Raw genomic sequence first — 17,247 nt, forward strand, 5'->3', positions numbered from 1 at the left:
CAGTTCGCTACCTACTGGCCAGTACGTTAGTGGGCTCACCGTACGCACAAACCACGGGTGCCGTCGAGAGGGGTGCTGAAACTTTCTCATGTGCGTAACCTGACGAATGGCCCCGAATGGCGGGGGCCATTACGCCGGTTCGCGGATGGCGCGGCGTGCTATGGCATACGCGGCACGGGTTTGCCGGTCGAGCAGGCCTCCCCGTCGCACCGCCGATTCGGCCGCTCGAGGAGTGGATCACAAGTTCATCGAACGGAAACCTCCGGCAGTCCAGGCGTGTCACCCGGCGCGTTCCGCCAGTAGCTGGTGCAGCGTGTGCCGGCAGATGTCCGCGAACACCGGGTTGGTGTCGCGGTAGTAGGGCAGGCCGAGCACCGCGAGGTGCAGCGCCCAGCCACGGGCACGCCTCCAGGTGGCGTCGTCGAAGCTCAGCTCACGCCGGAACGCGCGCCTCCCCGGCTCGTCGAAGAACAACCACGCGGGCATCAGGTCACCGGCGGGGTCGCCGACACCGGCACAGCCCCAGTCCACCACCCCGGTCAGCTCGCCGTCGGTGAACAGCAGGTTGCCCCCGTGCAGATCCGCGTGCAGCCAGCGGCCGGGGCCGTCCCAGCGCGGTGCGTCGAGCGCCTCCTGCCACAGGTCGACGAGCCTTTGATCACCACCGAGCTCGGCGATGCACTCGCGCACCCGGTCGTCGCCCTTCTCCTGGTGTGCGTTGCCGCGGTGCGGAACCCACTGCTGCCCGTTCACCTCGATGCCCTGCAACGCGTGGATCAGCTCCGCCAGGCGGACCGGGGTGTCTTCTCGCACCGCGCCGACGGTCGCTGTGTCGCCGGGCAGCCAGCGCACGACCGTCCAGCGGCTCGGAAAGCCGGAGCCGGGTTCACCGAGGCCGACCGGTTCCGGCACGGCGATCGGGAGATGGCGGGTCAGCAGCCGCAGCACGGCCGTCTCGCGTTCGGCCTGACCGGTCGACCAGTCGCGATGCGGCAATCGGACGGCGAGCTCGTCGCCCAGCCGGTAGATCGCGTGGCTGGTGCCGCCGTGCCGGACGTGGGTTATCGGGAGGCCGTGCCACCGCGGGAACTGCGTGCGGATCAGTTCGTCCACAAGGGACACATTCGTCGCGACCTCGCCGTCGTGCATGCTCGCATGCAACACGGGCGCGACGGCCGGGAGCAACCGCTTTTACCTCCGTCACCCGGCCCGTCGATCAGCCAGCTGCACGATGTTCGGCGTCCGGTCGACCCGCACCCGGCCGCTCGGCGCGACGAGGTAGCCGACCCCGCGCACCGTCTGGATCACGTCCGCCGCGTCCCCGAGCTTCTGCCGCACCCGCCGGACGTGCACGTCGACTGTCCTGGCACCGCTGTAGTCGTCGTTGACTCCCCACACCGCCGCCAGGAGGTCACGACGGCGGTGCACCCGGTCGGGGTGCTCGCACAGGTGGAGCAGCAGCTCGAACTCCAGCCTGGTGAGCTCGACGGGCTCGTCTCTGAGCAGGACCTGCCTCGTGTCCGGCAGGATTCGCACGACAGCGTCCTCGACCACGGCTTCCGTGGCCTGTACCAGACCCACGTCCTTCAACGCGCCGAGCAGCCGCAGCGCGACTTCCTCGTCCTCGGTGTCGATGGTGATGCTGAACCGCATGATGCTCCCTCGCTCAGGTCTTGGGGAGGCCCTGGGGGTTGATCTCCGACGTCGGCACGGCCTCGCCGGACAGGCCCCAGCGCCCCAGCACCTCCGCGTACTTGCCGTTGGCGATCAGCTGGTTCAACGCCTCCTGCACGGGACCGACGAGACCGTTGTCCTTCTTGGTGGTCACGGCGATCTTGCCCTGGACGGACGCGCCGCCCGAGAAGGTGCCGATCACCTCGGTCTGTCCCGAGGTCGCCGCGTGGTAGGCGGACGTGGGGTTCGGGCCGAGGTAGGCGTCGATGCGGCCGGACTGCAGCGCGAGGTAGTAGTCCGAGGAGTTCTGGTAGTACTTGATGTCCGTGGCCGGCAGCCCTGCGGCGACGTTCTTCGTGTTCCAGTCGACGAGGATCTTCTCCTGGTTGGTGCCGGAGCCGACGGCGACGACCTTGCCCGCCACGTCCTTCGGTTCCCTCACCCGCCAGCTGCCGCCCTTCTTCGCCTCGAACGCCAGCGTGTCGAGCCGGTAGGTCGCGAAGTCGTACTTCTCCTTGCGCGCCTCGGTGACCGTGATGTTCGACAGGCCCACGTCGTAGCTGCCGCTGTCCAGGCCGACGAACAGGTTCTCCCAGGACGCGACCTCCAGGCGGGGCTTGAGGCCGAGGACGTCGGCGACCAGCGTCGCGATGTCGGTCTCGACGCCGATCACGGTCTTGTCGTCGGTGGCGTAGAAACGCAGTGGTGGTGCTGTACCCGCGGATCCGCCGATGACGAGCTCGCCCTTCGTGCGGAACTTCTCCGGCACCTTCGAGGCGATCTTGTCGTCCTTCTGGGCCGTCACGCGGTTCTGGTTCGGACCGACGTTGACGTTGAGGCCGCCGGGGGCGGCGGGCTCGCTCTCCGCCGTTCCGCAGGCGGCGAGCAGCAGGGCGAGGGCGGCGAGAAGTGGTTTGCGCACAACGGACTCCTTCTAGAGAACCTTGGACAGGAACGCGCGGGTGCGTTCGTGGGCCGGGTGGTCGAGTACCTCGGCGGGCGTTCCCTGTTCGACGATCACGCCCTGGTCGATGAACACGATCCGGTCGGCGACCTCACGGGCGAAGCCGATCTCGTGGGTGACCACGATCATCGTCGTGCCGGTGCGGGCGAGGTCGCGCAGCACGTCCAGCACCTCGCCGACCAGTTCGGGGTCGAGGGCCGACGTCGGCTCGTCGAACAGCACGACTTTCGGCCGCGTGGCCAGGGCTCGCGCGATCGCGACGCGTTGCTGCTGACCGCCGGACAGCTGGCGTGGATAGGAGTCTTCCTTGTCCGCCAGGCCAACACGGGCCAGGAACTGCCGTGCGTCCGCGAGCGGCGCGACCTCCGCGATGTTCTCCAGCGCGGTCAGGTGCGGGAACAGGTTGAAGTTCTGGAACACGAACCCGATGTGCCTGCGCTGCTTGAGGATCTCGCGTTCCTTCAGCTCGTGCAGCTTGCCCTTGTGCTGCCGGTAGCCGACCAGGTCGCCGTCGATGCTGACGAACCCGCGGTCGACCTTCTCCAGGTGGTTGATGGTGCGCAGCAACGTCGACTTGCCGGAGCCCGACGGGCCGAGCACCACCACGACCTCACCCGCCGCGACGTCGAGCGACACGCCGCGCAACACCTCGTTGGAGCCGAAGCTCTTGTGCACGCCCAGAACCTCGATCACCGGCGGTCTCCTCGGGCGAAGTAGCGCTCGACGTAGTGCTGGCCGATCGAGAGCAGCGTGGTCAGGATGATGTACCAGACGGTGGCGACCATCAGCAGCGCCACGACCCGCGCGTTGCGACCGTAGATCACCTGCACCTGGTAGAACAGCTCGCCGATCGCCATCACGGACACCACGGACGTGCCCTTGAAGAGGCTGATCACCTCGTTCGCGGCGTTCGGCAGGATCGCCCGCATCGCCTGGGGCAGCACGATTCTGCGGAACTGCCGGAACTTCGGGATGCCGAGCGCGGCGGCGGCTTCCAGCTGGCCGCGGTCGACGGAGATCACGCCGGAACGGACGATCTCCGCGGCGTACGCGGCCTGGTGCAGCGCGAGACCGAGCACGGCCGCGCCCATCGGGCTGATCAGCTCGACGGTCTCGAAGCTCACGAACTCGGGCCCGAACGGGATGCCGAGGCTGAGCCGTTGGTACAGGTAGGAGATGTTGAACCAGAACAACAGCTGCACGATCAGCGGGATCGACCGGAACGCCCAGACGTAGGTCCAGCCGACGGCCTGCAGGAACGGGCTCTTCGAGAGCCTCAGGACGGCGACGACGATGCCCAGGGCGAACCCCAGCACCGTGCCGAGCACGGTCAGCAAGATGGTCGTGCCGACCGCGGTGAGGATCGACTGTGCCGTGAAGTAGCGGGCGAACGTCGGCCAGTCCCAGGCGGGGTTGGTGACCAGGCCGTGGACGAACTGCGCCGCGAGCACGAGCACCGCGGCGACGCCGACCCACCGCCACGGGTGGCGGGCGGCGACCACCGGCAACGAGGCCAGAACGACCGATCTGTCCTTTGTGGACACAACTGTGAGGGTGCCGGAAGGCGGCATGGCGAGTCCTTGTCGGGCCAGGCGGAGAGGAAGGGGCTGAGAGAGGTCAGCCGCGACAGGCGGTGGTGGACACGCGCCCGTGGTCGATGTGCCTGCGGGAGGACAGGAACAGGGCGAAGCCGTCCATTCCTGTCCCCCCTTCCCTGCGCTCCGATGAGAGCACTTGCAGAACGCGGCTCACGTTAGGGAGCACACGATTGCCCGGCAAGGACGTCCACGTGCTGAACAACTATCGGATACCGAGGTGATCGCGCAGGGTCGGACCGGTGTAGTCGGTGCGGAACACGCCGCGTTCCTGCAGCAGCGGCACGACGGTGTCGGCGAACTCGTCGAGTCCGCCCGGCGTCACGTGCGGCACGAGGATGAACCCGTCCGCCGCGTCCTGCTGCACCAGGTCGTCGATCTGGGTGGCGACGCTGTCCGCCGACCCGACGAACGTCTGCCGGGCGCTGACGTCGATCACGAGGTCGCGGATGGAGAGGTTCTTGGCCGCGGCCTTCTCGCGCCACTCCTTCACCGTGGCCGCCGGATCCTTGAACATCCGGACGCTGGCGCGTCCCTTCGCGATGGAGTTCTCACCGGTCAACGGCTCCACGTCGGGCAGCGGGCCGTCCGGGTCGTAGCCGCTGAGGTCGCGGTTCCACACCTGTTCCAGGAAACGGATCGCGGTCGCGCCGCTGACCTGCTGCCGCCGCACCTGCGCGGCTTTCTCCTGCGCGTCCGCGTCGGTGTCACCGAGGATGAACGTGGCGGCGGGCAGCACCTTGAGCTGCTCGGGTGTGCGGCCGTACTTCGCCAGCCTGCCCTTCACGTCGTGATAGAACTTCTGCCCCGCCTCCAGCGTCCCGTGCCGGGAGAAGATCGCGTCGGCCGTGGCGGCGGCGAACTCCCTGCCCTCGTGCGAGTCCCCCGCCTGCAGGATCACCGGGCGGCCCTGCGGAGACCGCGGCACGCCGAACCTGCCGCTGATGTCGAAGTGCTGGTCCTTGTGCTCGAACTCGCCGATGCCCGTGTCGAAGAGCTTCCACGCGGTGCGGAGGAACGACCCGGCCCGCGTGTAGCGGTCCTCCTGCGCGAGGAACCCGCCGCGCCGGAAGTTCTCGCCGGTGAAGGCGTCCCACGAGGTGACGACGTTCCACGCGGCCCGGCCGGCCGAGAGGTGGTCGAGCGAGGCGAACTGCCTGGCCACCTCGTAGGGTTCGTTGAACGTGGAGTTGATCGTGCCGGCGAGCCCGAGCCGGTCGGTCACGGCGGCGAGCGCGGCGAGCACCGTGAACGTGTCCGGCCTGCCGACGACGTCGAGGTCGTAGATCTGGCCGCCCTGCTCGCGCAGCCGCAACCCCTCCGCCAGGAAGAAGAAGTCGAACTTCGCCCGTTCCGCCGTCTGTGCCAAGTGGACGAACGAGTCGAACTCGATGTGGCTGCCCGCCTGCGGATCGCTCCACACCGTCGTGTTGTTCACGCCGGGGAAGTGCGCGGCGAGGTGGATCTGCTTGGTCATCTCGCGCTCCTTCAGGCGTACTGGTCAGCGGGCTTCGCGAGGCCGAGGCGCCCGCGCAGGGTGGGGTGCTCGTAGGCCGTGCGGAACAGGCCTTCGCGGCGCAGCTCGGGAACCAGGCCGCGGGTGATCTCGCGCAGATCCGCCACGTGGAAGCGGAACCCGGCGAAGCCCTGGTCCTGCCAGGTGATCAGCTGTTGCGGATCAGCTGTGCCGTCCACGTCTCGGAACACGAGCTTGTCGGACACCGACGGGTCGTCCGCGAACACGACGTCCGCGAATCCCGGTTCGGTGGCGGCGATCGGCGGGTGGCCCTGCGGTGGCCTTGGCGTGATCGACGGGCCGCGCACGTTGAACCAGCGCCCCTCGAAATCGATGTAGTGCAGCTTCTCGCGGTCGATGAACCGGCCGGTGGCGACGTCGCGGATCTCGGCGTCGTCCTCCCAGCTGTCCCACAGCCTGCGCAGGACCTCCGCGTAGTCGGCGGCCTCCTCCCACAGGTCGGTGAAGTCGTCGCGGCGGCCGAAGTGCTTGGCGGCCAACGAATCCGTCGTGAGCTGGACGCCCGCGCGGCCCTTGCTCACGTAGTCGAGCGTCGCGATCGCCTTCGACAGGTGGAAAGGCTCGGTGTGCGTGACGACCGCTGTCGGCACCAGGCCGATGTGCGTGGTGAGCGGCGCGACGCGGGCGGCGGTCAGCACCGCGTCGAGGCCGGGCTCACCGGCCAGTGAGTCGTCGAACGTGACGAAGTCGAGCGTCGCCTCCTCGGCCTCGCGGACTTGTTCCACCCAGTGCTCGGCGCTGAAGGTTTCGTCGCCGGTCGCCTGCAAGGCGACGGCAAGGTGCAGTGGTGATCCCACCGGTCCCCCCTCTCGTCGGGTTCTCGCATTCTGTGCGGGCCGCGGGAACCTGTGCTGGGACGGCCACAGGGTGGGAAAAGTCGCTGGAGCGGGAATATTTCGCGCGGCTTGCCTTGACGTGCGCGTCAAGGTTTAGCGTTCGGTGCATGAGGATCGGCGAACTGGCCAAGCGAGCCGGCACCACCACGCGTGCGTTGCGCTTCTACGAGTCCCAGGGACTGCTGGACGCGCAGCGCACGTCCAACGGCTACCGGGAGTACGACGAGCACGACCTGCGGCTGGTGAAGGAGATCCAGTCGCTGCAGGCGGTCGGGCTGTCACTCGAGGACACCAGGCCGTTCGTGGCGTGCCTGCGCGCGGGGCACGAGTCCGGCGACTCGTGCCCGGACTCGCGCGAGGTCTACCGGCGCAAGCTCGCCGAGGTGGACGCGTGCCTGGAGCGGCTGAACACCGTCCGGGAGTTCCTGCTGGCCAGACTCGCCTTCCAAGATCCGTGCCTCGTGCCCGAACCCAAGGAGTTCCTGTGCAGCTGACCGACGCCACGTTCGCCGACAAGACGCGGACAGGCACCGTGCTCGTCGAGTTCTGGGCGCAGTGGTGCGGACCGTGCCACATGCTCTCGCCCGTGCTCGACGAGATCGACCGCGAACGCGACGACCTGACCGTGCTGAAGATCAACGCCGACGAGAACACCGCCACCGCACGCGACTACCAGGTCATGTCGCTGCCGACGATGCTGCTGTTCCGCGACGGTGTGCCGATCAGGCAGATCGTGGGAGCGCGCCCCAAGTCGCGGTTGCTCGCCGAATTGGATGACGCGTTGAGCGCGTGAGCCGCCTATCTTGAGCGCATGCTCGGTCTCGAACTCGTAGTGGTGCTGGGCGTGTGCATCCTGGCGAGCAGTGTCGTGTCAGGACGGTTACGCCTCGCGGCCCCGGTGTTGCTGGTGCTGTGCGGCGCGCTGCTCGGCTTCGTGCCCACCCTGGAGTCGGTCAGCCTGCCGCCGGAGGCGATGCTGCTGATCTTCCTCCCCGCCCTGCTCTACTGGGAGAGCCTCAACACCTCGCTGCGGGAGATCCGCAGCAACCTGCGCCCGATCGTGCTGCTCAGCACGTTGCTGGTGCTCGCGACGGCGGCCGCGGTCGCCTCGGTGGCCCACGCGCTCGGCCTCGACTGGGGCCCCGCGTGGGTGCTCGGCGCGGCCCTCGCGCCCACCGACGCGACCGCGGTCTCGGCCATCGCCCGCGGCATGCCGCGCCGCACCACCACGATCCTGCGCGCCGAATCGTTGATCAACGACGGCACGGCGCTCGTGATCTACGCGATCGCGGTGGCCATCACGACCGGTGAGCAGCAGTTCAGCACCGGCCTGGTCGGGCTGCGGCTGCTCCTGTCGTACGCGGGTGGCGCGGCGGCCGGTCTGGCGATCGCGTGGCTTTCCGTCCAGGTGCGCAAGCGCCTCGACAACCCGCTCCATGAGACGGTCGTCAGCATCCTCACGCCGTTCACCGCGTTCCTGCTGGCCGAGCTGGTGCACGGCTCCGGCGTGATCGCGGTGGTGACGTGCGGCCTGGCGCTGGCCAGGGTCGGCCCACGCATCGTGCGCGCCGACACCCGCCAGGTGACCACGGCGTTCTGGGGCATCGCGACGTTCGTGCTCAACGGTGCCTTGTTCGTCCTGATCGGACTCCAGGCCAACAGCGCGGTTCGCTCGCTGGACGGCTCGCAGATCTGGAAGTCGTTCGGTGCGATCGGACTCGTCGCGCTGACGGTGGCGGGCACCCGGTTGCTGTGGAGCTACACCACTCCGTACATCATCCGCGCGATCGACCGCCGGCCACAGCAACGGCTGCGCCGGGTGGGCGCCCGCCAACGCCTGGTGTCGTCGGCGGCCGGGTTCCGCGGCGCGGTGTCGCTGGCCGCCGCCCTGGCCGTGCCGGAGACAGTCGTCGGCGGCGGGCCGTTCCCGTTCCGCGAGGAGATCATCCTCATCACGTCCGGCGTGGTCGTGCTGACGCTGGTCGTGCAGTCGCTGATGCTGCCGTCGATCCTCCGCTTCTCGCAGCTGCCAGAGGACACGGCGGTGGAGGAGGAACTCCGGCTGGCCCAGGTGACCGCGTCCGAGGAGGCCTACGAGGCCCTGCCACGCCTCGCCGACAAGGTCGGTGTGTCGGACGTCGTCTACAAACGCGTGCTCGCCGAGTACGAGCACCACCTGGAGGTCAGGCGGGCCAAGGAAGCCGGCGACCTCGAGGTGGTGCAGTCCGAGGTCGAATACAACGCGCTGCGGCTGGAGCTGATCGGGCACAAGCGGGCGACGGTGGTGCGGCTGCGGGACGAGCAGGCCATCGACGACATCGTGCTGCGGGCGGTGCAGCGCAAGCTCGACATCGAGGAGGTGCGGCTCTCGCGGCGGGAGATCGAGGAGGACTGACCTGCTCTGATGGCGTCTGCAAGTACCACCAACTCAACATCAACAGGCGCTTTCCTACCACCAACAGGGGGAGGTGGACGGCGTGGGGTCAGCCCGATGTCCAACCGCATCTCCTGGTAACAGTGAAAACGCTTCTCGCCCCGGCTCACTCGGCATCTAGTCTGCGTTGCGTGCATCAGCCCCGAAGGCGCGACCGGCGCCCGGCCCGCAGGGTGTCACCGGGGCACGCTCCGCGTCAGCGGCTCGACCTCGCCGGAGCCGACGTGGTGCTGGTGGGCTACTTCTCCGCGAAGGAGAAGAAGCTCGCGGAGCTCATGGCGTCGGCTGCCGACGAACTGGCGGCACGCGGCGCTCACGTCGTCAGGCAGATCGTGCAACGACGGGGCGTCTCGCACGGCGGGGTCAGGAAGATGAGCCTGCCCTTCTCCTCGCGGACCTTGCTCAGCTACGGGAAGGTTCGCGAGGTGGCCGAGGCCTGCGAGCAGGCTGACGCCGATGCGGTGATCTTCGTTGCCTCGCTGACCGAGCGGCAACGACGCACGCTGACGATCATGCTCGGCCGGCCTGCGGTGGGTCTTCCTGACATAGAGTCGGTCTCATGATCACTCCACGGGACCGCGTGCTGGGCAGGATCGCCGACCACCTCGTCGCTCAGCTTCCAGGCCATCCACTGCGGGTGGCCGTCGACGGCATCACGGCGGCAGGCAAGACGACGCTGGCCCGTGAGCTGGCGGCCGCGGTTTCCGCACGTGGCCGCGTGGCGGCGCACCTGTCGATGGACGGGTTCCACAACCCACGCGCGATCCGGCACCGGCAAGGGCGTGACTCGGCGGACGGGTACTACGCGGACGCCTACGACTTCGCGTCGTTCTCCCGGCTCGTGCTCGAACCGCTCGGACCCGGCGGGGATCGGAAGTACCGGGAGCGGATCATCGACCTGGCCTCGGACACCCCGATCGACGAGCCGCCAGTCGAGGCGCCGGAGGTGCTGGTGGTCGACGGCAGCTTCCTGCAGCGGGACCTGGTGTGGGACGAGGTGGTCTTCGTCGACACGCCGTTCGAGGTTGCGCGGGAGCGCGGGGCACGCCGCGACACGGAGTTGCTCGGCGGGCTGGAGCAGGCTCAGCGTGCGTTCGACCGGCGATATCACGCGGCCAGCCGCCGTTACCTCGACGAGGTCGGGCCCGAACGGCGCGCCACCGTCGTGATCGGCAACGAGGACGTCGCGAACCCCGTGTTGCGGCGGATCGGCGGGCCCGCCGATGCGGTGGTCAACCTCTTCTCGTACGGGACCCTGCAGACGCCGTCGGTGCAGATCGAGCACTTCGGGCGGACGCTGGTGGGCAAGGAGGACGTGCTGCCCGGTTATCGGCAGGAGTGGGTGACGATCACCGATCCGGCCGTGATCGAGGTCAGCGGCACGGATCGGCACCCGATCGTCCGGCACACCGGCGATCCCGCCGACACGACCGCAGGCACGATGCTGGAGGTCACGACCGCGGAGTTTGCTGCGGCCGACCTCTACGAGGTCGACGACTACCGGCGTGCGCTGGTGCGGCTCGGTTCGGGCAGCGAGGCCTGGGTGTACCTGGCTAGCGATTCTCGATGAAGTTCTTCCAGGCGCTGGAAGTGAAGATCAGAACGCCTCCGGAGGGGTTCTTCGAGTCACGGACGAGTGCGTCGTGGGCCAGTGACACCTCGACGCAGTCGCCGTCCTCCGTCGCACCGCTGTAGCTGCTCTTACGCCAAACGCGTTCCTGCGTCATCGTGGTCCTCTCGCGGTCGGCCGACGTACTCAGCCAGCTTCTTCCGCGATTGTTCCGCATCCAAGGCGACCTCAGCCAAACGGTCGAACAGCAGACGGGCCCTCACGATGGCACCAGGATCCTGAACGAACACGTTCACCAGGTCGCCTTCGATGAAGGCCACCGGCATCGCCTTTTCGAACTCCCACAGGGTGCAGTTCGTGGCCACCACAGGCGCGTTCGCAGGAATGATCCGGATGAGCTGCGCGCTGAACAGCAGGCGTGCGTACTGGTCCGCCATGATGTCGCTGTCCCCGACCTGCAGCTGCAACGCGTGCTCATGGATGTAGAACCAGCAAATCGGCCGATCGTGTCGTCGCAACAGCGACTGCCTGTCCGTCCGGAACTGGACGAGCGACGGGATGCGATCTTCGGTGACGAACCCACCCATCCGGTACCAGGCGTCGGCATACTCGGGCGTCTGCAGGAGACCCGTCACGGACTGCGCGTCGTACCGCATGATCGTCTTGGCGGTCGACTCCGCCATCGCGAGCGTGCGGAGGTTGTCCGACACCTGGACGATGTACTCCTCGAAGGCGTACCGGTAGCGCCGCTTGAAGTCCTCAAAGAAGTCGATGTCCTTGCCGCACATGGACAAGTACTGCACGAGGTCGATCTCGCTGGCGCGGTACTTGCCGGTCTCGACGGTCGAGACCTTGCTCGGATCCCAGCCGAGCTTGACGGCGAGCGCGTTGCCGGTCAGCCCGGTGCAGGTTTCGCGCAAGCGGCGCAGTTCGTCGCCCAGATCCCGGCTGTATGCGGTGGATGGAGTGGTCGTTGCCATGCCATCGACGCTAGGGGTTGCTCGAAAAGCAACAAGATGCTCATTCGGGTGAAAACGTATTGGCCGGGATCATCAGGAAACTGCCAGGAATCTCGCAGCCGGTCTACAGCTTGGCAGACGACGATCCGTCTCCATGACTCGACGTCGCAGATCCTTGTTGATCAACGGACTGCTGGTGGTGGTGCTCCTCGGTGCCGGCGTGGCCGGCTACCTGGTGTTCTTCGGCTCCTCCGGCAACGCCCAGCCCACCGCCGCACGCACGGCGGCCGCCGCGAACCGCGACGTCAGCGAGGTGGTCACGGCGTCGGGCACGGTGCAGAGCTCGTTCAGCGCCGCGGCGTCGTTCGGCACGAGCGGCACCGTCACCGAGGTCGACGTCAAGGTCGGCGACGCCGTCACCAAGGGGCAGCAGCTCGCCAGGCTGGATTCGACGCAGGCGCAGCTGCAGGTCGACATCGCGCAGGGCAACCTCGACGCGGCCGCCGCGAAGGGCACGGGCACCACTGCGTTGCTCACCGCCTACCGGCAGGCGCAGCTCGCGCTCAAGCAGGCCCAGGACACGCTCGCCTCAACCACGCTGACCGCTCCCGGCGACGGCACGATCACGTCGATCACCGGGTCCGTCGGGCAGAAGGTCGGCAGCAGCAACAACACCGCGTCGACCACAAGCACCACCACCACGACGACGACATCTGGGTTCGTCGTCGTCACCGACCTGAAGAACCTCGTGCTGCACGCGAACGTCTCCGAGTCCGACGTCAGCAAGCTCAAGGTCGACCAGGCGGCGACCGTCACGGTCAACGCCATGGCCACGCAGCCGATCCAGGCCAAGGTCGCCCAGGTCGACCTCACCCCCACCACGTCGAACAACGTCGTCCAGTACGGCGTGACGCTCAGCCTCACCGACCCGCCGGCCGGGCTGCGGCCCGGTCAGTCGGCGAGCGTGGAGATCACCGTCAGCCAGGTGTCGAACGTGCTCGCCGTCCCCGCGGCCGCCGTGCAGACCGTGAACAACCAGAGCACGGTCCAGGTGCTCGAGAACGGCGCCGAGACCCGCAAAACCGTCGAGGTCGGGGTGCGCGGCGACCAGTACGTGGAGATCAAGTCAGGCCTGACCGCGGGTGAGGAGGTCGTGCTGCCGCCGGTGACCACGTCGACCAGCACGAACCGCCAGCCGCAGCAAGGAAACTTCCCGGGCACCGGGAACCGCAACGGTGGCGGGTTCGGCCGATGAGCCCGGTCATCGAGGTCAGGAACCTCCGCAAGACCTACGGAGCAGGCGACACGGCCGTGCACGCCCTCAGAGGCCTCGATCTCACCGTCGAGAAGGGCGAGTACATCGCGATCATGGGCGCGTCCGGGTCCGGCAAGTCGACGTTGCTCAACATCCTCGGCTGCCTCGACATCCCGACATCGGGCACGTACCTGCTGGACGGCATCGACACGGGTGACTTCGACGAGGAGCAGCTGTCCCTGCTGCGCAACCGCAAGATCGGGTTCGTCTTCCAGTCGTTCAACCTGGTGCCGCGAACCACGGCGCTCGCGAACGTGGAACTTCCCTTGGTGTACGCGGGCGTGCGGCGTGCCCAGCGCCGTGAACGCGCGTTGGCAGCGCTCGATCTCGTTGGTCTGAAAGAACGTACGCACCACCGGCCCAACGAACTGTCCGGCGGGCAACAACAACGCGTCGCCATCGCCCGCGCGCTCGTCACGTCGCCCGCGATCGTGCTGGCCGACGAGCCGACCGGAAACCTCGACACCGACTCCAGCCGCGAGGTCATGGCGATCCTCGACCGCCTGCACGCCAGCGGCCGCACGGTCGTGTTGATCACGCACGAGGACGAGGTCGCCGCCCACGCCATGCGCACGATTCGCGTGGTTGACGGCCGCGTCGCGGGGGTGCTGGTGTGAGACTGGTCGAAATCGCCGCGTTCGCGGTGCGCGGGCTGACGGCGAACAAGATGCGGTCGGGGCTCACGACGCTGGGCATCCTGATCGGTGTCGCGTCGGTGATCCTGCTGATCGCGGTCGGCAACGGCGCGTCGAGCGCGGTGCAGCAGAGCATCGCGGGGCTCGGCACGAACATCCTGACGATCAGCCCGCAGCGCGCCCAGCAGGGCAGCACGGTCAAGCCGCTGACGACGGCGGACGCGGCGGCACTGGTCGGCCCCGACTCCCCCGACGTCAAGTACGCGTCGCCGGTCGTGTCCGCGCAGGCGACCGCGGGGTACGGCGGCACCAGCTACGCGATCAGCCAGTTCATCGGCACCGACCCGCATTACTTCGAGACGACGAACAGCGGTGTCGCGCAAGGGAACCTGTTCTCCGACAACGACATCCAGCAGGCGCGCAAGGTCGTCGTGATCGGCGCGACCGTCGCCACGCAGCTCTTCCCCGGCGTCGATCCGGTCGGGAAGTCCATGCTGGTCAACAACATCCCGTTCACCGTCGTCGGAGTGCTCGCGGCGAAGGGCTCCAGCGGGTTGCAGGACGCCGACGACATGGCCGTGGCACCGCTGACGACCACGCAGAACGCGTTGACCGGCTACGGCAGCCTCACCCAGATCGTCGTGCAGGCCCGCAGCGCCGACGCGTTGCCGAACGCGCAGGCCCAGGTCACGACGATCCTCAACGGACGGCACAAGGTCAGCCAGACCGCCGACTACCGGATCCTCAGCCAGGACCAGCTGCTCACCGCGCGGACCGCCACGACGGAGACGTTCACCGTGCTGCTCGCGTCGGTGGCGGCGATCTCGTTGCTGGTGGGCGGAATCGGCATCACGAACATCATGCTGGTGACCGTCACCGAACGGATCCGCGAGATCGGCATCCGCAAAGCCGTCGGCGCGCCGCGTTCGTCGATCCTCGGCCAGTTCCTGATCGAGGCGACGCTGCTGAGCCTGTTCGGCGGTGCGCTGGGCGTGGCCGCGGGGATGCTCGGCACCCAGTTCACCATCGCGGGCATCAAGCCCGTGCTCGTGCCGTCGTCGGTGCTGCTCGCTTTCGCGGTGTCGGCGTTGATCGGCCTGTTCTTCGGCAGCTACCCGGCCTCGCGCGCGGCGAAGCTCCGTCCCATCGAAGCTCTCAGGCACGAATAGGAGTGCAGCAAGTGACCAGCCCACTCGACCAGCCGCTCGAGAACGACCTGTCGGCGCAGCTGAAGGAGCGCAAGACCGGCTTCGGCAAGACCACGATCATCCTGGGGGTCGCGGTGCTCGCCATCGTCGCGTTCGTCGGCGGGGTGTTCGTGCAGAAGTCCTTCGGCTCCACGCGGACCCCGACCCGCCAGAACGCCGCCCGGCAGTTCAACGGCACCCCGCCGTCCGGTTCGCAGCAGCGGCCGAACGGCGGCTTCGGCCGCGGCACCATCGGCACGATCGACCACGTCGACGGCACCACCGTGTACGTGAAGACGCAGAACGGCCAGGTCATCAAGGTGTCCACTTCGGACTCCACGAAGGTGCAGATCACCTCCGACGGCAAGCTGACCGACCTGAAGGCGGGACAGCAGGTCGTCGTGCAGGGCCAGGCAGGGTCGGACGGCACGGTGACCGCGCAGACGCTGACCCAGCGGCCGCCCAACGGCTGATGCAGGATTCACGGGTGGAACGTGGCCGGTTGCTCGTCGTCGAGGACGAACCCAGCATCCGCGAACTGCTGTGCGCGAGCCTGCGGTTCGCGGGGTTCACCGTGTCCAGCGCCGCAACCGGCGGCGAGGCCCTGCAGGCGGCCCGCGCGGACAGGCCGGACCTCGTGCTGCTCGACGTGATGCTGCCCGACCGCGACGGGTTCGAGGTGGTGAGGCGGCTGCGGGCCGATGGCGTGCGGGTGCCGGTGCTGTACCTGACGGCGCGCGACAGCCCGGACGACCGGATCACCGGCCTGACGATCGGCGGCGACGGGTACATCACCAAGCCGTTCAGCCTGGAGGAGGTCATCGCCCGCGTCACGGCCGTGCTGCGGCGCACCCGGCCTGACCACGAGAGCGAGCAGCTGACGTGCGGTGATCTCTCGCTGGACGTGGAGAGCCACATCGTGCGGCGCGGCACGCAGGTCGTGGAGCTGTCGCCGACCGAGTTCCGGCTGCTGCACTACCTGATGCGCAACAGCGGCCGGGTGCTGTCCAAGGCGCAGATCCTCGACCAGGTGTGGTCGCAGGACTTCGACGGCGACGTCGGCGTGGTCGAGTCGTACATCTCGTACCTGCGGCGCAAGGTGGACGCCGTGGAGCCGCGGCTGATCCACACGGTGCGCGGCCTGGGTTACATGATCCGCCCATGACGTTGCGCCTGCGGCTCGTGGTCGTGCTCGTCGCCCTGGTGGCCGCGGGCCTGTTCGGCACATGGCTGATCGGGTCGAAGGTGATGGAGAACTACCTGCTGGGCCAGCTCGACGCGCGGCTGGACCGGGCGGTGTCGACGCCGAGGACGTTCCCCTTGCGGGACAACATGCTGCTGCGCGACGCCCAGGGCGTTGTCGCGGGCACACCGTTCGAGGGCCTGCCCGCGTACGGGACGTTGACGCCGGGCGAGCACGTCACGGTGGGCACGCACCGGGTGGCGATGCGGAAGTTCGACGACGTCGAGCTGATCGCGGTGGCGGACCAGTCGGAGGTCAACCGGGCGGTCGACGACCTGCGGGTGGCGTTCCTGCTGATCAGCCTCGGCGCGCTGATCCTGGTGGGAATGGCGGGGTATGCGCTCGTCCGGGCGTCCACGCGGGCGTTGGAGGAGGTCGAGCAGGTCGCCGGCGAGATCGCGGCCGGCGACCTCTCGCGGCGGGTGCCGGTGCGGCGGCCGGGCAGCGAGGTCGGGCAGCTGGCGTCGGCGTTGAACACGATGCTCGGGCAGATCGAGCAGGCGTTCGCGGTGCGGGTCAGCTCGGAGAACCGGATGCGGCAGTTCGTCGCCGACGCGTCACACGAGCTGCGCACGCCGCTGACGTCGATTCGGGGCTATGCAGAGCTTTACCGGCAGGGTGCCGCTTCGGCCGCGGGCGAGGTGTTGCGGCGCATCGAGGACCAGGCCGCCCGGATGGGAGTGCTCGTCGAGGACCTGCTGCAGCTGGCCAGGCTCGACTCGGAGCAGCCGCTGACGCTGTCCACTGTGGACCTGGTGGTGCTGGTGACCGACGCGGTGCACGAGGCGCGGGTGCGCGACCCGGAACGCACTGTGTCGCTGGAACTTCCCGGTGCGCCCGTGCTGGTCGACGGTGACGATGCGCGACTGCGGCGGGTGCTGACGAACCTGCTCGACAACGCGTTGACGCACACGCCCACCGGATCGCCGATCGAGGTGCGGCTCACGCCGGACGTGATCGAGGTGGCTGATCACGGGCCCGGGATGGAACCCGAGCAGGCCGCTCGGGTGTTCGAACGCTTCTACCGCGTGGATCCCGCGCGTGGACCCGGCGGCACCGGGCTGGGGCTCGCGATCGTGGCGGCGCTGGTCACGGCCCACGGCTGGCGGGTGGAGGTGGACACCGCGCCGGGTGAGGGCGCGGTGTTCCGAGTGCTGTTCGGGACTATGCCACGGTGAAGCAGAGCAGGCCGTAGCTGCCGCCGCTCTTGAAGCCCTCCACGCAGATCCGCGTCTGGCTCGGGAAGTACCGTCGCGGGTAGACCCAGCCGCGGTAGGTGGTGAACGGACCGTGTGGTG

General features: G+C 68.4%; 20 protein-coding genes. 11 read left to right on the forward strand and 9 right to left on the reverse strand.

The window, feature by feature from the left end:
- Positions 1 to 279: 279 nt before the first annotated feature.
- From JOD27_RS13960 to JOD27_RS13990, 7 genes are all read right to left on the reverse strand, one after another.
- On the reverse strand, positions 280 to 1,149 hold the full coding sequence (locus JOD27_RS13960) for an aminoglycoside phosphotransferase family protein (protein ID WP_204762615.1): 870 nt from the start codon (positions 1,147 to 1,149) through the stop codon (positions 280 to 282).
- 51 nt (positions 1,150 to 1,200) lie between these two features.
- On the reverse strand, positions 1,201 to 1,653 hold the full coding sequence (locus JOD27_RS13965) for a winged helix-turn-helix domain-containing protein (protein WP_204762616.1): 453 nt from the start codon (positions 1,651 to 1,653) through the stop codon (positions 1,201 to 1,203).
- Between the two features lie 13 nt (positions 1,654 to 1,666).
- Entirely contained in the window at positions 1,667 to 2,596 is a 930-nt protein-coding gene (locus tag JOD27_RS13970; protein WP_204762617.1) for an ABC transporter substrate-binding protein, read from the reverse strand.
- Positions 2,597 to 2,608: 12 nt separating this feature from the next.
- Complete coding sequence (locus JOD27_RS13975) at positions 2,609 to 3,331, reverse strand: amino acid ABC transporter ATP-binding protein (RefSeq protein WP_204762618.1); 723 nt, start codon at positions 3,329 to 3,331, stop codon at positions 2,609 to 2,611.
- A complete protein-coding gene (locus JOD27_RS13980) occupies positions 3,328 to 4,182 on the reverse strand; it encodes an amino acid ABC transporter permease (protein WP_307830117.1) in 855 nt (284 codons plus the stop codon). The genes JOD27_RS13975 and JOD27_RS13980 overlap by 4 nt, the downstream gene beginning before the upstream one ends.
- A gap of 256 nt (positions 4,183 to 4,438) precedes the next feature.
- Positions 4,439 to 5,710: an LLM class flavin-dependent oxidoreductase gene (locus JOD27_RS13985; protein ID WP_204762620.1), complete on the reverse strand. Its 1,272-nt coding sequence runs from the start codon at positions 5,708 to 5,710 to the stop codon at positions 4,439 to 4,441.
- Between the two features lie 11 nt (positions 5,711 to 5,721).
- Positions 5,722 to 6,567, reverse strand: coding sequence for an LLM class flavin-dependent oxidoreductase (locus JOD27_RS13990; RefSeq protein WP_204762621.1), 846 nt, complete (start codon positions 6,565 to 6,567; stop codon positions 5,722 to 5,724).
- 146 nt (positions 6,568 to 6,713) lie between these two features.
- Between JOD27_RS13990 and JOD27_RS13995 the strand changes: the two genes are divergently transcribed.
- The 5 genes from JOD27_RS13995 to JOD27_RS14015 all read left to right on the forward strand — a co-directional run bounded on the left by JOD27_RS13995 (position 6,714) and on the right by JOD27_RS14015 (position 10,610).
- Positions 6,714 to 7,100: a MerR family transcriptional regulator gene (locus JOD27_RS13995; RefSeq protein ID WP_204762622.1), complete on the forward strand. Its 387-nt coding sequence runs from the start codon at positions 6,714 to 6,716 to the stop codon at positions 7,098 to 7,100.
- Positions 7,091 to 7,399 carry a thioredoxin gene (gene trxA, locus JOD27_RS14000; RefSeq protein ID WP_307830118.1) on the forward strand — a complete coding sequence of 103 codons (309 nt, stop codon included), beginning with the start codon at positions 7,091 to 7,093 and terminating at the stop codon, positions 7,397 to 7,399. Before JOD27_RS13995 ends, trxA begins: the two co-directional genes overlap by 10 nt.
- Before the next feature lie 18 nt (positions 7,400 to 7,417).
- Positions 7,418 to 9,001, forward strand: a complete 1,584-nt coding sequence (locus JOD27_RS14005) for a Na+/H+ antiporter (RefSeq protein ID WP_204762624.1) — start codon at positions 7,418 to 7,420, stop codon at positions 8,999 to 9,001.
- A 170-nt stretch (positions 9,002 to 9,171) separates the two neighbouring features.
- Entirely contained in the window at positions 9,172 to 9,603 is a 432-nt protein-coding gene (locus JOD27_RS14010; protein ID WP_204762625.1) for an HflX-like GTP-binding protein, read from the forward strand.
- The gene (locus tag JOD27_RS14015) at positions 9,600 to 10,610 is read left to right on the forward strand and encodes a gamma-glutamylcyclotransferase (protein ID WP_204762626.1); all 1,011 of its coding nucleotides are present in this window, start codon (positions 9,600 to 9,602) and stop codon (positions 10,608 to 10,610) included. Before JOD27_RS14010 ends, JOD27_RS14015 begins: the two co-directional genes overlap by 4 nt.
- Here the strand turns inward: JOD27_RS14015 and JOD27_RS14020 are convergent.
- Together JOD27_RS14020 and JOD27_RS14025 are read right to left on the reverse strand one after the other, a co-directional pair.
- Positions 10,594 to 10,827 carry a DUF397 domain-containing protein gene (locus JOD27_RS14020; RefSeq protein ID WP_307830119.1) on the reverse strand — a complete coding sequence of 78 codons (234 nt, stop codon included), beginning with the start codon at positions 10,825 to 10,827 and terminating at the stop codon, positions 10,594 to 10,596. The two genes, JOD27_RS14015 and JOD27_RS14020, sit on opposite strands and share 17 nt — an antisense overlap.
- Positions 10,742 to 11,590: a helix-turn-helix domain-containing protein gene (locus JOD27_RS14025; RefSeq protein ID WP_204762628.1), complete on the reverse strand. Its 849-nt coding sequence runs from the start codon at positions 11,588 to 11,590 to the stop codon at positions 10,742 to 10,744. The genes JOD27_RS14020 and JOD27_RS14025 overlap by 86 nt, the downstream gene beginning before the upstream one ends.
- Positions 11,591 to 11,723: 133 nt before the next feature.
- Here JOD27_RS14025 and JOD27_RS14030 point away from each other — a divergent pair, with 133 nt between their 5' ends.
- From JOD27_RS14030 to JOD27_RS14055, 6 genes are read left to right on the forward strand one after another with little or no spacing between them, the layout of a single operon-like run.
- Entirely contained in the window at positions 11,724 to 12,824 is a 1,101-nt protein-coding gene (locus JOD27_RS14030) for an efflux RND transporter periplasmic adaptor subunit (RefSeq protein WP_204762629.1), read from the forward strand.
- Positions 12,821 to 13,501 carry an ABC transporter ATP-binding protein gene (locus JOD27_RS14035; protein WP_204762630.1) on the forward strand — a complete coding sequence of 227 codons (681 nt, stop codon included), beginning with the start codon at positions 12,821 to 12,823 and terminating at the stop codon, positions 13,499 to 13,501. Before JOD27_RS14030 ends, JOD27_RS14035 begins: the two co-directional genes overlap by 4 nt.
- Positions 13,498 to 14,688: an ABC transporter permease gene (locus JOD27_RS14040; RefSeq protein WP_204762631.1), complete on the forward strand. Its 1,191-nt coding sequence runs from the start codon at positions 13,498 to 13,500 to the stop codon at positions 14,686 to 14,688. Before JOD27_RS14035 ends, JOD27_RS14040 begins: the two co-directional genes overlap by 4 nt.
- 11 nt (positions 14,689 to 14,699) lie before the next feature.
- On the forward strand, positions 14,700 to 15,179 hold the full coding sequence (locus JOD27_RS14045; protein WP_307830120.1) for a DUF5666 domain-containing protein: 480 nt from the start codon (positions 14,700 to 14,702) through the stop codon (positions 15,177 to 15,179).
- On the forward strand, positions 15,179 to 15,871 hold the full coding sequence (locus JOD27_RS14050) for a response regulator transcription factor (RefSeq protein ID WP_204762632.1): 693 nt from the start codon (positions 15,179 to 15,181) through the stop codon (positions 15,869 to 15,871). The genes JOD27_RS14045 and JOD27_RS14050 overlap by 1 nt, the downstream gene beginning before the upstream one ends.
- The gene (locus JOD27_RS14055) at positions 15,868 to 17,127 is read left to right on the forward strand and encodes a sensor histidine kinase (RefSeq protein ID WP_204762633.1); all 1,260 of its coding nucleotides are present in this window, start codon (positions 15,868 to 15,870) and stop codon (positions 17,125 to 17,127) included. The genes JOD27_RS14050 and JOD27_RS14055 overlap by 4 nt, the downstream gene beginning before the upstream one ends.
- The last annotated feature ends 120 nt before the right edge of the window (positions 17,128 to 17,247 follow it).

It is taken from the genome of Lentzea nigeriaca (assembly GCF_016907955.1).
Taxonomy (GTDB): domain Bacteria; phylum Actinomycetota; class Actinomycetes; order Mycobacteriales; family Pseudonocardiaceae; genus Lentzea; species Lentzea nigeriaca.

Coding starts and splice junctions, on each gene's coding strand:
- JOD27_RS13960 (WP_204762615.1), bottom strand. CDS start 1,149: ATGCACGACGGCGAGGTCGCGACGAATGTGTCCCTTGTGGACGAACTG.
- JOD27_RS13965 (WP_204762616.1), bottom strand. CDS start 1,653: ATGCGGTTCAGCATCACCATCGACACCGAGGACGAGGAAGTCGCGCTG.
- JOD27_RS13985 (WP_204762620.1), bottom strand. CDS start 5,710: ATGACCAAGCAGATCCACCTCGCCGCGCACTTCCCCGGCGTGAACAAC.
- JOD27_RS13995 (WP_204762622.1), top strand. CDS start 6,714: ATGAGGATCGGCGAACTGGCCAAGCGAGCCGGCACCACCACGCGTGCG.
- JOD27_RS14005 (WP_204762624.1), top strand. CDS start 7,418: ATGCTCGGTCTCGAACTCGTAGTGGTGCTGGGCGTGTGCATCCTGGCG.
- JOD27_RS14015 (WP_204762626.1), top strand. CDS start 9,600: ATGATCACTCCACGGGACCGCGTGCTGGGCAGGATCGCCGACCACCTC.
- JOD27_RS14020 (WP_307830119.1), bottom strand. CDS start 10,827: ATGCGGAACAATCGCGGAAGAAGCTGGCTGAGTACGTCGGCCGACCGC.
- JOD27_RS14025 (WP_204762628.1), bottom strand. CDS start 11,590: ATGGCAACGACCACTCCATCCACCGCATACAGCCGGGATCTGGGCGAC.
- JOD27_RS14030 (WP_204762629.1), top strand. CDS start 11,724: ATGACTCGACGTCGCAGATCCTTGTTGATCAACGGACTGCTGGTGGTG.
- JOD27_RS14035 (WP_204762630.1), top strand. CDS start 12,821: ATGAGCCCGGTCATCGAGGTCAGGAACCTCCGCAAGACCTACGGAGCA.
- JOD27_RS14050 (WP_204762632.1), top strand. CDS start 15,179: ATGCAGGATTCACGGGTGGAACGTGGCCGGTTGCTCGTCGTCGAGGAC.
- JOD27_RS14055 (WP_204762633.1), top strand. CDS start 15,868: ATGACGTTGCGCCTGCGGCTCGTGGTCGTGCTCGTCGCCCTGGTGGCC.